We start from the raw sequence: 13,316 nt of genomic DNA, 5'->3' as shown, positions 1-13,316 counted from the left end.
ATGAGCGACACTTTGCAACACGAAGACAAGCCGGAGGTTCACTTCGGACGGGAGCTGTTCCGGCTGTTCCGCCCGTTCTGGCACCTGAGCCTGTTCGCCACGACGATGGGCGGCCTCGCGGGTCTGGCGACGGCCTGGCTGCTGGCCGCCATCAACGACGGCCTGCACGCGCCGGGCGGTATCTCCGGGCGCACCATCGCGACCTTTATCGGCTTGTGTGCGATTGCGCTGGCGGGAAACGCGATTTCCGGCGTGGGCAACAGCATGATCGGACAGAAGATCATCGCGTCCTTACGCAAGGATATTTCCGCGCGCATCGTGTGCGCGCCGATTGCGGAGGTGGAACGCTATCGGGTGCACCGGCTGCTGGCCACGCTCAACAGCGATGTCGATACCGTGAGCGCGTTCACCTTCAACTTTCCGAGTTTCGCGGTGGCGCTGGCAATCGCGATGGGCTGCATCGTGTACATGCTGGTGCTGTCGCCGTTGTTGTTCCTGCTGGCGCTGGCGGCGATCCTCGGGGGACTGGGCATCAACCATTACGCGTCTTTGCGCTGGGATCATCATTACCAGGGCGTGCGCGGCGCGCAGGATGCGCTGCAGAAGCAGTACCGGGCGATCACCGAAGGCGCGAAGGAGTTGCGGCTGAGCCGCGAACGGCGCGCGCGCGTGTATGGCGAGCAGTTGTCGGGGGCGGCGGACACCATCGCGGATCTGAAGATTCGCGCGATGCGGCTTTTTTATGCGACGGGCGCGGTCGGCACGACGCTGTTCTTCATGGTGATCGGGATCATTCTTGTCTTGCAAGACCGGCTCGGCGTGGATTCCAAAGTGGTGAGCGGCTTCGTGATCGTGTTGCTCTACATTCGCGGGCCTATCGAACAGATTGCAGGCGGCGTGCCCGCGCTGATTCAGGCGCGCGTGTCGTTCCGGCGCATCGCCGAGTTGTCGTCCCAGTTCGAGAATCGTGAACCGCGCCTGCTGGATCGCGACATCGCGTCGCCGGCTTCATCCGTCGCGCCGCTGCAGAGCATCGCGCTGCGCGGAGCGGTTCATGCGTTTCCGGCTGTCGGCGATGCCGCGCCGTTTCAACTGGGGCCGGTCGACCTGGAGATTCGTCGCGGAGAAACGCTGTTCATCGTCGGTGAGAACGGCTGCGGCAAGACCACGCTGGTGAAGCTGCTGTTGTCGCTCTATACGCCGGGCCGAGGTCAGTTGCTTGCCGATGGCCAGCCGATTCCCGACGACCGGCTCGACGATTATCGCCAGCAATTTTCCGCGGTCTTTTCTGACTATCACCTCTTTGATGATCTCGTTGCGAGCGATCCCGACACGGTGAAACGCGCGCAAGGCTATCTCGACAAGCTTGAACTGGCTCACAAAGTACGGATCGAGGACGGAGCGTTCTCGACCATCGATTTGTCGGCAGGGCAACGCAAGCGACTGGCGCTGGTGCATGCGTATCTCGAAAACCGGCCGTGGATGGTGCTCGACGAATGGGCCGCCGATCAGGACCCGACGTTTCGTCGTTTCTTCTATACGGAAATGCTTCCGGACCTGAAACGGCAAGGCAGGACGCTAATTGTTATTTCACACGACGACCGGTATTTTGAGCGGGCCGACCGCGTTGTCCGGCTTGAACAGGGGCGGATTGTACGCGTGGAATCGGGCAGCGTGTTTGCGTACACGGCCTGACCGCTTTTTCGTGGTGAGAAGCAAAGATCCCCGAGCGATGTGTTTCCTCAAGATTTCCAGGCGCTCGGCGCAACGCGCCGAGCCTGGGAGAACTCGAAACACAGCGCAGTACCGGGACATCGAGACAAGGAAGCCCTCAATCAGCGTTTCTTCAGACACGGAGTTTCAAACTCGTATTGACATAATGCTTATGATGCAACTTTTTGATGGTGTGAACTTCCGCATGTCGCCGATCGATTCAGGCCCGACGGCTTCATGCAGCAAGTCGACGAGCGCGCATGCGATCGACGATCCTGTCGAAGTCGAGATCAAGCCTGCCCGTCGATGATCTTGCGGATCGCTTCTTCGAATGCTTCCGAAGGCTGTCCGCCGCTCACCAGATACTTGCGATCGAAGATGATCGCCGGCACGGACTGAATGCCGAGTTCCTGGAATTCGCGTTCTTCCGCTCGCACTTCATCCGCGAACCTGCCGCTGGCGAGTACGTCGCGCGCTTGATCGGCATCGAGTCCGACGCTTCGTGCGGCATCGATCAGCACATCCGCCTGGCTCACGTCCTTGCCTTCGCCGTGATAAGCACGCAACAGCGCGAGCTTGAGCGCGAGTTGCTTGCCTTCGATGCGCGCCCAATGCAGCAGCCGATGCGCATCGAACGTGTTGTAGACCCGCTCGCGCGCACCGAACATGAAGCCTTCTTGCGCGCCGCGCTCGCGGATGGTCGCCTGCGATTCGGCGATCTGCGCGGGCGTGCGGCCATATTTGCGGCCGATATAGTCGACGATGCGCTCGCCCTCCGGCGCCATGTCCGGATTGAGTTCGAACGGATGCAACGTGATAGTGGCATCGACGGATTCGCCGAGACGCTCCAGCGCGCGTTGCAGCGAAGCAAGCCCGACGGCGCACCACGGGCAGGCGATATCGGAAACGAAGTCGATTTGAAGAGTGCGGGACATAACGGGATCGAGTGAAAAACGAATTCGACAGGGTAGCGTCAATTGCCGAGGCCTGCAGTCATCGGCCGGAAGCGATGCGCTCGCACCTCACGTCCGCTCGATGAAATCGAGTGGCTGGGTCTTCAGTTCATCGGCGAAAGAAATCGACGAATATGCGTGCCGCAAGACGCGTTGCACGACCCATCGGAAAGTAAGCGTGGACACCGATTGCGGGATCACGGATTGTTACCATCACGCGCCCAGACTGCTGGCGAAGCATATGGGCGTGACCGAAGAGATGCTCGATGCGCTCGCGGTCACGGACCCGTACCGCGCAGTCGCGCACGACGTCGCTGCACTCAGGGCACATCCGAATCTGCCGCGCGGTGCGACGGTATCCGGCCTCGTCTACGATGTGAAGAGCGGACGCGTGGAGACGGTGGTTCCGCCGGATTAACAATAAAGGGCGTTCCTGCGCGGGTTGCATTCGCTGACGGCGCTTCAACCCGCGCACCTTCACCAGCACACATAGCCGCCATCGGCGAGCACGATCGCTCCAGTCATGAGACTCGCTGCGTCGCTCGCGAGAAACAGCACCACAGAGGCGATCTCATCCACGCGGCCGAGCCGGTGCATCGGCGTGTTGCCGATCCAGTCCCGCAAGCGCGCCTCGTTCTCTTTCGCGTGCACGTACTGGTTCATCTCCGTGTCGATATAGGTCGGCGCGACCGCATTCACGCGAACGCCGCGCGCGCCCCATTCGGCCGCCAAAGAACGCGTCAGATGATGCACGCCTGCCTTCGATGCGTTGTAGTTCACCTGTTCCTGCGGCCGGTTGACGATGAATCCCGACATCGAGCCAATGTTCACGATACTGCCGCCGCCCCGCTCCAGCATCCCCTTGCCGAACGCGCGGCATGCCCGGAATACGCCGGTCAGGTTGACATCGATCACGCGACTCCAGGTTTCGTCGCTCATGTCTTCCGCCGGATGATCGGAGATAGCGATGCCCGCGTTGTTCACCAGCACATCCACGCGCCCGTGCCGCGCCACGATGGCGTCGTTCACGCGTTGCGCGGCGGCCGAATCGGTGACGTCGAAGATCTCACCTTCGACTGTTGCGCCAGTCGCGGCAAGCCGGGCGACGGCGTCTTCAAGCGCCTTCGCATCGTAGTCGGTCAACACGACGCGCGCGCCCGCTTCGGCAAGCGCCTCGGCAATGGCGAAACCTATCCCTCGCGCCGCGCCCGTGACGACCGCGATCCTGTCGTCCAGCCGGAACTTGTTCATGTACATGCGTGGACGCCTCCTCAGCGCGCTTGACAAAGAAAAGCGGCCCGCAGGCCGGCCGCTCGCGGCATCACCTTGCTTCTGATACCCCGCCTGACGCACTGCGCGATCCACGCGCAGCAAGCTGGGTGAGGCTCAGTGTCATTGCTACTCCATTCTCCAGATCGAAAGAGCAGCTCAGCTCATCCAGTTGCCGCCATCGACATTGAGCGTCTGCGCCGTGATGTAATCCGCATCCGCCGATGCAAGGAACACCGCCGCGCCAGTCAGTTCATCCGGCTTGCCCATGCGCCCGAGCGGCACCGCTTCGCCCACAAGCCGCTTCTTTTCGCCGATCGGCCGATTCTCATAACGGGCGAAGAGTGCGTCGACGTCCTTCCACATCGGCGTGTCGATCACACCGGGCGCAATCCCGTTCACGTTGATCTTGTGCGGCGCCAGCGCGAGCGCCGCCGACTGCGTATAGCTGATCACGGCGGCCTTGCTCGCGCAGTAATGGGACACCAGCGCTTCGCCGCGCCGGCCCGCCTGCGACGCCATGTTGATGATCTTCCCGCCGCCGCCCTGCTCCACCATCTGTTGCGCGACGCGCTGCATCAGGAAGAACATGCCTTTGACATTGACGGCGAACACGCGGTCGAAGATGTCCCACGATTCGTCCAGCAAGGGCCGCATGTCGAAGATGGCCGCGTTGTTGTAGAGAATGTCGATACGCCCGAACGCGCCGAGCGTCGCACTCACGATCTGTTCGATGCCTTCGCGCTTCGTGACGTCGGCCTCGATGAGCAGGAGCCGCTCGGCCGCGATCCCGCTGAATGTGGCGCTCATGTCGGCCTGCGGCTTGACATCGACCACGGCGACTTTCGCGCCTTCGTCGAGATAGCGGCGCACGACCGCCTCGCCGATGCCGGCTGCCGCGCCGGTCACAATCGCAATCTTTCCTTCGAGTTTCATTTGCAGCGTCCATTAAAAGAAGGGAGTCAGGCGCGGCACGCGGCCGCGTACGTCTCGATGACTTCACGTACCTTGCTTTGGATCAGGCTCGACGGCCTGCCGTCGATGCGTCCCGTCCGCAGCGCGTGGTACTGCGCAGGCAGATGACGGCTCAAGAGGTTCTCGGGGATCGGCGTCGCTTCGAGATTACGCAGCAGGCGCTGCGTCGCGGCATCGATGGCGGGATCGGTCCAGTAGTAACGCACGCGGTCGCTATAGCTATATGTGCGCAGCAGACGCTTTTCGTGTTCGTCGCCGTGGTAATAGCGCTCCCAGTTGCCGGGTTTGTCCGTCATCACCTTCTCGACCACTTCACGCAGCTTCGACTGCTCGCCCGCCGGCACGAGCTCGGCTTCCATATCGGCGAGTGCGTACAGCGCCTCGCGCAGTGCGAACGTCACGCCGGGACCGACCTTGAGGATCGCGAAGCCGTCGCGTACCAGGGCACGCAGTGCATCGGCCGTCTGATAGTCGGTCGAATGCGCCTCGAAGACCATGCCCGGCAGTTGCGTCAATGCGTGCGACAAGCCACTGGCGAGCGCCGGCTGGTAATCGATCACCTTCGTATGATCGAACTCGACGCCCGGCTGGACGACCAGCGCGATCACGCGCTGCCAGGCTTCGTCGAGACCGCGCGCGCGCCAGGCGTCGCGATGGATCGCCACCGTTTCGAGCGCCGCATCCGCATGCGTGACCTCGACGCCATCCAGCGCCTCGCTCGCACCGCCCGGCACGGGCACTTCAGTGCCGATGATATAGACCGGTTGCGTGGCGAAGCCTGCGCGTTGCGCCGCCGCTTCGGCAACCGCGCACAGACGCGACGCGCGCTCGGCCACGACGGCGTCGGACAGCCGCTCGGGATCGCCGCCGCACGGCATGCTCGCATCGAGATGGATCTTGCTGAAGCCCGCGCTGACATACGCATCGATCAAGGCATCGGCGCGCTGCATCGCTTCCTCGGCAGGCAGTGCGCGCCATGCATTCGGACCGAGATGGTCGCCGCCAAGTATCAGACGCTCGCGCGCGAAGCCCACCTTGCCGGCGATGTCGTGCACGAAGCCCACGAAGTCCGCTGGCTTCATGCCGGTGTAGCCGCCGAACTGATCGACCTGATTCGACGTCGATTCGATCAGCAACGGCGTATCGTCGTCCAGCGCCTGCCGCAACGCGGCCTCGAGTACCCATGAATGCGCGGAACAGATCGAGTAGATGCCCTTGAGCCTGCGGCCCGCGTTTGCATCGCCGGAAAGGCGTGTCACCACGTCATGCATATCGGTGCTCCGAGATGAACTGATCGAGTTGCGCAAGCGTTGCAGTGCCTTCCATCGGACCCTTGACCTGAACCGCGCGCGCGCCGCTCGCGCCTGCATAACGCAGCGCGCGCTCCGCGTCCATGCCCTGCATGCGGCAGGCAATGTAAGTCGCGCCGAAGCAATCGCCCGCGCCGGTGGGATCGACCTCTTCGACGGCAAACGCCGGATGGTCCAGGCGTCGCGCACCGTCGTAAAGTCGGCAGCCCCACGCGCCCTGCTTGACGACGATCTCGCGCACGCCCCGTCCAAGCAGTTCTTCGATGGCGGCTTCTTCGGAGTCGGCTTGCGTCAGCAGCGTCACTTCATGTCCGCTCGGCAGGAACACATCCGTGCATCCGATCAGATGATCGAATGCTTCACGCATGCCGGGCCGGTCCAGGATTTCCTTGCGCGCGTTGGGATCGAAGCTCACCGTGCCGCCTTGCGCCTTGACGATGCGAACCGCCTTCTTCACAGCGTCGATGATCGCAGCCGAAAACAGCGACGAGCCCATCACATGAAAATGCGCGCAGTCCTTGAGCCGCGCTTCGCTCACCTGCGCCTCCGACAGCTTCGCCGATGCGCTGTTGGCAATGTTGTAGATGAAGTCGCGCTCGCCGTCATCGCGATAGGTGACGAAGGCGCTGCCCGTGGTTTCGTGGCGCAGCACTTCGATGGCCGCTACATCCACGCCGTCCGCGCGCAGTCGTTCCACGTTCAGCACGCCAAAGTCGTCGTCGCCGACGCAGCCGATCATCGCGCAACGGCTGCCGGCCTTGGCCGCCTGATCGATGAAGATGGCCGGCGCGCCGCTCGCATACGGCCCGATCAGCGTGCCGGGTGCACGGAAGGATTGCCCGCGTTCGGTTGCCATGATCTCGACGAGAATCTCTCCCATCGTCATGATGACGCCATTCTTCCGGATTCCGAAAAGTGGTGAATCAGCCATGCCTTTACCCTCGATCATTGATGAGCCGGCGCCGTGCGTGCCGCTAGAACAGGTTGCTGTAGAGCGGCATGGTGGCCGCGCCGAGCGCCGCGGAAATCTCGCTGTCGGCGCGGCCCTGATGCAGCGAGATGCGCGCGGGACGGCCGTTCATTTCATAGGCAGACACGCCGTCGCGCGCCCGGGCGACGAGCCTCTGCAACGGCTCCAACGGCAGCAAGCCATTCACGATCACATCCGACACGTCGACGATATTCGACACGCCCGCGAGTACGCGGCCCAGGTCCGCGCCGGCCTGTTCGATCCAGCGCTCGAAGGCGGCGCTGCGATCGGTGTCGAGCGCGCTCAGATCGATATCGCCGATATGCTCGCAGCCCAGCGCATGCGCGAGACCGCGCAGGGACACGATGGTCTCCAGGCAGCCGCGCGCGCCGCAGAAGCACGGTACGCCGTCGCGGTACGCATTGACGTGGCCGATCTCGCAACCGTTGCCGGTCAGGCCGCGCACCGCGCGCCGGTTCATCAGCAGCGCGCCGCCCAGGCCGTTGCCGATATAGACATGCAGATAGCTGCCGAAGTGCCGGCCGTTGCCGAACCAGTACTCGCCGAGCCCCGCTGCCGTGCCGTTATTCTCGATATGGATTTCGTGGTCGATGTGCTGTGACAACGCATCGCGAAACGCATAGTCACGCCACGCCGGATACTGCGCCGACTGACAGACCAGGCCGCGCGCGGCATCGATCGGCCCCATCACCGAAACGCCAACGCCAAGCATCTTCCCCATGCGGCCCGGATGCGCGAACAGCGCGTTGTAAAGCGAAGAAAGCACCTCGACCGCCTGCTCGGGATCCTCTATCGACAGTTGCTGGCGCATCTTGTGGATCACGTTACCGGCTACGTCGACGAGCACGCCGGTCGCGAATTCGTGGTCGAAGTGCAGGCCGATGGTCGACGCATAGTCCGCAATGATGTGCAGACTGCGCACCGGCTGTCCGGTCGCGCGCACTTCGCGATCGATCGATTCCTCCACCGCGCCGTCGCCGATCAGACCGCCGACGATGTTGGTGATCGTCGCGGCTGTGAGCCGCGTCGAGGCCGCGATGTCGGCGCGTCCGATGCCCGGTTCCTGGCGGATGACTTCGAGCACCAGCGCGCGATTGAGGTCGCGCACGCGGGGGCCGTTGAAGCCGTGCTGATGCCGGGTGTGCTGTCGTGTGTGCTTGTTGGGCACGCTTGGAAACTCCAGTTCTGCCTTGAATCGACGCGCCGCTCAGCGCGTGGTATAGCCGCCGTCGACGACCAGCACTTCGCCGGTCACATAGCTCGCGGCGGGCGAGCACAGGAACAGCGCCGCCGCCGCGACTTCCTCGGGCTGGCCGACGCGCACCATCGGCGTCATGCCGCTCCAGATCCTGAACCACTCCGGATTCTCGATGCCGCCACGCGACATGTCCGTGTCGATATAGCCCGGCGCCACTGCATTGACACGGATGTTCTCCGTGGCCAGTTCGCTGGCAAGGCTCTTCGTCATCATGTGGACGGCCGCCTTCGAGCTGTTGTAGGCGACCTGATTCTGCGGAATGTTCGAGACGATGCCCGAGATCGAGCCCATGTTGAGCATCACGCCGCTGCCCTGCGCGCGCATCGGCACGAGTGCAGCGCGGCAGGCGCGAAACACGGCATCGAGATTGAGGCTCATGATGCGACGCCAGCGCGCTTCGTCGAAATCGCCGCTGTCGCCGTGAATGGCGACGCCCGCGTTGTTGACGAGAATGTCGAGCCGGCCGTGCCGCTTCACCGTCTCGTCGATCAGCCGTTGCGGCGCGTCCTCCTCCTGGAGATCGGCCGCAATGAAGTCGAATTCAAGGCCCGCGTCACGCAGGCTGCGCTCGGCTTCGGGCACTGGATTGCGACTGCTGATGACCAGACGCGCGCCCGCTTCGCCGAACGCGTGGGCAATCGCCAGGCCGATACCGCGCGTGCCGCCGGTGATCAGCGCGAGTTTGCCGTCGAGGCGGAATTTATCGAGGATCATGGAGTGGGGTCCTGAAAGGCGTTCAGATATCGACGCTCGTCGGCAAGATCACGAGATCGCGGATGGTCACGTTGCGCGGGCGGCTCAGCATGAAGAGCACGGCATCGGCGACTTCCTTCGGCTGCATCAGACTGCCAGCCGCCAGCGCTTCTTCCATCTTGGCTTTGGGCCAGTCATCGAGCAGCGCCGTCACCACCGGGCCCGGCGCCACCGCGCCGACGCGAATGCCGTGCTTGATCACCTGCCGCCTGAGCGTATGCACGAAGGCCTGCACCGCGAATTTCGACGCCGTGTAGACCGGCTCCCACACCACCGGCACGAAGCCCGCCACTGAACTCGTGAACATCACGTCGCCGGATTTCTGCGCGATCATGTGCGGCAACACCGCGTGCACCGAGCGAAACGCAGCGTTGATGTTCAGATTGAGCATGCGGTCCCAGTCGTCGGGATTGCCCGCCGAGACCTCGCCGCCCACATAGGCGCCGGCGTTCGCGTGAAAGATATCGAGGCCGCCGGCCGCATCGAGAATGCCGGACAGCATGCCGCCGCTCACCTGCGACGGCTCCAGCAGGTCCACGACCAGCGGCAGCGCGTTCGGACCGATCTCGGCACACAGCGCCTCGAGCCGCTCTTTGGCGCGATCGATCAGCACGACCTTCGCCCCTTCCGCCGCGAACGTGCGTGCGCATTCGAGACCGATGCCCGATGCCGCGCCCGTCACGGCGGCGACCTTACCCTTCAGCAGTTCACTCATGTCCGTTTCTGCCTTTCGTGAGGTTTGAAATGCAATCAGGCGCGCCCGTGCGATACGCGAGACTGCCGCGCCAGCGAATCGACGATCACCGCAATCGCGAGCACCGCGCCGGTAATCATGAAGCGCAGCGATGAGGAGAGGTTCAGCAGCGTGAGTCCGCTGGCAATCGACTGGATCACGATCATGCCGAGCACCGCCGAATACGCGCTGCCGCGACCGCCAAACAGACTCGTCCCACCGATCACCGCCGCCGCGATGGCGTTCAGGTTGACATCGCCGGTGCCGGCCTGCGTGCTCGCCGACGCGAGGCGCGCAGCCGTCAGCACGCCGCCGAGCGCGGCGAGCGTCGCGCACAGCACGAAGGCGCTGGTGTAGATCGCGCGCACATTGATGCCCGCGCGCCGCGCGGCTTCGCGATTGCCGCCGACGGCGTTCATCGACCGTCCCCAGCGCGTGCGGCGCAGCGCGTAGTCCAGCGCGACCGCCAGACCGACGAACAGGCCGAACATCAACGGTACGCCGCGTCCGGTGTTGAGATAAGCCACCACGATTTCCAGCAGCACGGTGATCACGATACTTCGTGCCAGCAACGAGGCGCTCGATGCCGCCGACAGATTCGAGGCCCGCCGCCGTGCGCTCGTGCGCCATCCCGCAATCAGCAGCGCCGCGCCGGGGAGCAACGCGATGACATAGGAAACGGCAGCGGGAATGATCATCAGCTGCCCGAGGTTGACCATCACCGAGTCGTACGGCAGGTTGATCGAGCCCGACGGGCCGAGCACGTACAGTTGCAAGCCGAGCAGCGTGAGCAGACCCGCGAGCGTCGCCACGAAACTCGGCATGCCGAAGCGGTTCAGCAGCACCGCGTAGAGCACGCCCACGGCCGCACCCGCGAGCGCCGCCACGACGATCGCCGCCAGCGCGGGCCAGCCCTGATTGACCCACAGCACGCCGACCAGCGCGGAGGCGAAACCGCTCATCGAGCCGACCGAGAGATCGATCTGTCCGACCAGCAGCACGCAGACAATGCCCAGCGAAATCACGCCGATGGTCGAGCAGTCGAACAACAGGTTCACCAGATTGTTCGCCGACAGGAACACCGGATTCAGGCTCGTGAACACGGTCCAGATGAGGATCAGGCCCACGACCACGGGCAAGGATCCAAGATCGCCGGAACGCACGCGGTCGAAGAAAGCGGAGATGACATCGCCCGCGCTTGCGGCATGCTTCACGCGCACGTCGCTGCGGTCGAGCGGCGCCCCGGCCGGGCGCGTTTCAGTGGATTTGTCGCTCATCTCGATGGCTCCTGGCTTCAAGCGTTGGGCTCAGCCTGACGACGCTCCGCGCGGCGCGACACGGCGTTCTCGGTGGCGCCGGTGATGGCCGCGACCAGCGACTGATTCGACGAATCCGGATAGAACACGCCGTTATTGCGCCCGAGCCGCAGCACGACGATGCGGTCCGCCACCGCGCGCACGTCTTCCATGTTGTGGCTGATCATGATCACGGCGTGACCGCGGTCGCGTACCCGTTCGATCAGGTTCAGCACCTCGGCCGTCTGCGCGACCCCGAGCGCGGCCGTGGGTTCGTCGAGCATGATGAGTTTCGGGTCCAGCAGCAGCGAACGCGCGATCGCCACGGTCTGCCGCTGGCCGCCCGACAGCGACGCCACCACGTCGCGCACGCTCGGAATGCGCGCCGACAGTTCATTGAGCAGCGTCCACGCGCGCACTTCCATCGCGACCTCGTCGAGACGCATCGGGCTGAGTTCGCGGCCCAGGAAGATGTTCGCGACGACATCGAGGTTCTCGCACAGCGCGAGGTCCTGGAACACGGTCGCGATACCCAGATCGAGCGCCGCGCCCGGATCGGCCAGCGTCACTTCACGGCCGCCGAAGGTGATCGTGCCGCTGCTCGGCTGATGCACGCCGGCGAGAATCTTGACGAGCGTCGACTTGCCCGCGCCGTTGTCGCCCACGAGCGCGACGACTTCGCCCGCGTGCACGTCGAGCTCGATATCCGTCAGCGCCGACACCGCGCCGAAATGTTTGGAGATGCCGCGCAAGCTCAGCACGAGCTCGCCGGGCCGCGCTCCCGCAGTCGGTTGGTCGCTCATTTGGACAGGCCTCGGGTCGGAAGAAGGCGGATGCCGCAGACACGGCATCCGTGCAGCCGCTACGCCGGATCAGTTGATGCCGAGCTTCTTGCAGCCTTCCGCATAGCGGTCGGTGCAGAGGTTCTTCGCGCTTTCGATCCCCTTGTCCACGACCTCGGCTTTCAGGTTCTTCTGCGTGATGACCGTCGGCTGGAAGAGTTGCGACGGCGTGTTGAAGAGCATCGTCTGCGCCTTGGGCTTCTGCCCGTCGAGCAGCCCGACCGCAACGCGCGCCGCCGCTGCCGCGACGATCTCGCTCGGCTTGAGAATCGTGTTGTACTGCTCGCCCGCGATGATCAGTTGCAGGCCCGCGATGGTGGCGTCGTTGCCCGTCACCGGCGGCACCGGATTGACGCCCGCCGCCTTCAGCGCCGCGATGGCGGCGCCGCCGGTGCCGTCGTTGGCCGCGACCACGCCGACAATCTGTCCGGAGAAGCGGTTGATCTGCCCGCCGACCCATTGCTGCGCCTTCGGCGGCGCCCAGTCCGGCGTGTCGTATTCGGCGAGCGTCTTGTAGCCGCTGCCCGCGAGCCCTTCATGACTGCCCTTCTTGATGAGCCCTGCTGCGGCATCCGTCGGCGAACCGTTCACCTGAAGCACGCCGCCCTTGCCCGGCGCGACGCCGCTGGCCTTCAGATGCTCCACCAGCGATTGCGCCACGGCCCGGCCGATCTGCTGGTTGTCGAACGAAACGTAGTAGTCGGCGGGCGTCGATGGAATCGGCCGGTCATAGGCGATCACCTTGACGCCCTGGCTCTGCGCCAGATGCACGAGCGACGCGGCGGCGGCCGAATCGACCGGATCGAGCACGATCACTTTCGCGCCTTGCGAGATCGCCGAGTTGAATTGCTGCTGCTGCTGCGACGCGTCGCCATTGGCGTTCTGGTAGAGCACCTTGCAGTTGGGACAGAGCTTGCCCATCTCCGCCTTGAAGCCGGGAAAGTCGTGCTGCTCATAGCGCGTCGAGCCCTGATCGGGCATCAGGAATGCAACGGTGCCGCTCGTTGCTGCGGTGGCGGCGCCGCTCGACAAGGCGAGCGCAAACGTGGCCGCGCTCAATAGCGTCCGGGATGGGCTAGTCATCATGTCTCCGTTATTCGATCTTGGTATGGGCGACGCAGGCTCGTTCCGTCGGCGTCGAAAAGACATTAAATCAATTGATTTAACTAAGTCAACGAGATGTTGATGAGCGAGGGCAAACCCCGAGGTCGGGGTTGAGTAAAG

Annotated in this window: 13 protein-coding genes; 2 read left to right on the top strand and 11 right to left on the bottom strand. The window is 64.1% G+C overall.

From position 1 onward, the window contains the following. Positions 1-1,695, top strand: a complete 1,695-nt coding sequence (locus QCE63_RS23515; RefSeq protein WP_309836364.1) for a cyclic peptide export ABC transporter — start codon at positions 1-3, stop codon at positions 1,693-1,695. Positions 1,696-2,003: 308 nt separating this feature from the next. On the opposite strand, the gene QCE63_RS23510 is transcribed toward QCE63_RS23515, so the two are convergent. Continuing rightward, positions 2,004-2,648, bottom strand: coding sequence for a DsbA family oxidoreductase (locus QCE63_RS23510; protein ID WP_309836363.1), 645 nt, complete (start codon positions 2,646-2,648; stop codon positions 2,004-2,006). 196 nt (positions 2,649-2,844) lie between these two features. On the opposite strand from QCE63_RS23510, the gene QCE63_RS23505 reads away from it, so the two are divergent. After that, positions 2,845-3,084, top strand: coding sequence for a hypothetical protein (locus QCE63_RS23505; protein ID WP_309836362.1), 240 nt, complete (start codon positions 2,845-2,847; stop codon positions 3,082-3,084). A 59-nt stretch (positions 3,085-3,143) separates the two neighbouring features. On the opposite strand, the gene QCE63_RS23500 is transcribed toward QCE63_RS23505, so the two are convergent. The 10 genes from QCE63_RS23500 to QCE63_RS23455 form a co-directional block, all read right to left on the bottom strand. Further along, the gene (locus tag QCE63_RS23500) at positions 3,144-3,923 is read right to left on the bottom strand and encodes an SDR family NAD(P)-dependent oxidoreductase (RefSeq protein ID WP_309836361.1); all 780 of its coding nucleotides are present in this window, start codon (positions 3,921-3,923) and stop codon (positions 3,144-3,146) included. A gap of 171 nt (positions 3,924-4,094) precedes the next feature. Next, positions 4,095-4,871, bottom strand: a complete 777-nt coding sequence (locus tag QCE63_RS23495) for an L-iditol 2-dehydrogenase (protein ID WP_309836360.1) — start codon at positions 4,869-4,871, stop codon at positions 4,095-4,097. 26 nt (positions 4,872-4,897) lie between these two features. Next, positions 4,898-6,181 (bottom strand): D-tagatose-bisphosphate aldolase, class II, non-catalytic subunit, encoded by a 1,284-nt coding sequence (locus QCE63_RS23490; protein WP_309836359.1) that lies wholly within the window; start codon positions 6,179-6,181, stop codon positions 4,898-4,900. Further along, positions 6,174-7,106, bottom strand: coding sequence for a sugar kinase (locus QCE63_RS23485; RefSeq protein ID WP_309836358.1), 933 nt, complete (start codon positions 7,104-7,106; stop codon positions 6,174-6,176). Before QCE63_RS23485 ends, QCE63_RS23490 begins: the two co-directional genes overlap by 8 nt. Positions 7,107-7,194: 88 nt before the next feature. After that, positions 7,195-8,379, bottom strand: a complete 1,185-nt coding sequence (locus QCE63_RS23480) for an ROK family protein (RefSeq protein ID WP_309836357.1) — start codon at positions 8,377-8,379, stop codon at positions 7,195-7,197. Between the two features lie 39 nt (positions 8,380-8,418). Next, positions 8,419-9,183 (bottom strand): SDR family NAD(P)-dependent oxidoreductase, encoded by a 765-nt coding sequence (locus QCE63_RS23475; protein ID WP_309836356.1) that lies wholly within the window; start codon positions 9,181-9,183, stop codon positions 8,419-8,421. Between the two features lie 22 nt (positions 9,184-9,205). Then, a complete protein-coding gene (locus tag QCE63_RS23470; RefSeq protein ID WP_309836355.1) occupies positions 9,206-9,937 on the bottom strand; it encodes an SDR family oxidoreductase in 732 nt (243 codons plus the stop codon). 35 nt (positions 9,938-9,972) lie between these two features. Then, entirely contained in the window at positions 9,973-11,232 is a 1,260-nt protein-coding gene (locus tag QCE63_RS23465; protein WP_309836354.1) for an ABC transporter permease subunit, read from the bottom strand. Between the two features lie 17 nt (positions 11,233-11,249). After that, complete coding sequence (locus QCE63_RS23460; protein ID WP_309836351.1) at positions 11,250-12,053, bottom strand: ATP-binding cassette domain-containing protein; 804 nt, start codon at positions 12,051-12,053, stop codon at positions 11,250-11,252. A gap of 69 nt (positions 12,054-12,122) precedes the next feature. Next, positions 12,123-13,175, bottom strand: a complete 1,053-nt coding sequence (locus tag QCE63_RS23455; protein ID WP_309836350.1) for a sugar ABC transporter substrate-binding protein — start codon at positions 13,173-13,175, stop codon at positions 12,123-12,125. Between the last annotated feature and the right edge of the window lie 141 nt (positions 13,176-13,316).

The organism is Caballeronia sp. LZ065, assembly GCF_031450975.1.
Taxonomy (GTDB): Bacteria; Pseudomonadota; Gammaproteobacteria; order Burkholderiales; family Burkholderiaceae; genus Caballeronia.
The sequence above is the reverse complement of the archived record's forward strand: the minus strand, read 5'-3'. Positions and strand labels throughout refer to the sequence as shown.

Coding starts and splice junctions, on each gene's coding strand:
- QCE63_RS23515 (WP_309836364.1), top strand. CDS start 1: ATGAGCGACACTTTGCAACACGAAGACAAGCCGGAGGTTCACTTCGGA.
- QCE63_RS23510 (WP_309836363.1), bottom strand. CDS start 2,648: ATGTCCCGCACTCTTCAAATCGACTTCGTTTCCGATATCGCCTGCCCG.
- QCE63_RS23500 (WP_309836361.1), bottom strand. CDS start 3,923: ATGTACATGAACAAGTTCCGGCTGGACGACAGGATCGCGGTCGTCACG.
- QCE63_RS23495 (WP_309836360.1), bottom strand. CDS start 4,871: ATGAAACTCGAAGGAAAGATTGCGATTGTGACCGGCGCGGCAGCCGGC.
- QCE63_RS23490 (WP_309836359.1), bottom strand. CDS start 6,181: ATGCATGACGTGGTGACACGCCTTTCCGGCGATGCAAACGCGGGCCGC.
- QCE63_RS23485 (WP_309836358.1), bottom strand. CDS start 7,106: ATGACGATGGGAGAGATTCTCGTCGAGATCATGGCAACCGAACGCGGG.
- QCE63_RS23475 (WP_309836356.1), bottom strand. CDS start 9,183: ATGATCCTCGATAAATTCCGCCTCGACGGCAAACTCGCGCTGATCACC.
- QCE63_RS23470 (WP_309836355.1), bottom strand. CDS start 9,937: ATGAGTGAACTGCTGAAGGGTAAGGTCGCCGCCGTGACGGGCGCGGCA.
- QCE63_RS23465 (WP_309836354.1), bottom strand. CDS start 11,232: ATGAGCGACAAATCCACTGAAACGCGCCCGGCCGGGGCGCCGCTCGAC.
- QCE63_RS23460 (WP_309836351.1), bottom strand. CDS start 12,053: ATGAGCGACCAACCGACTGCGGGAGCGCGGCCCGGCGAGCTCGTGCTG.
- QCE63_RS23455 (WP_309836350.1), bottom strand. CDS start 13,175: ATGACTAGCCCATCCCGGACGCTATTGAGCGCGGCCACGTTTGCGCTC.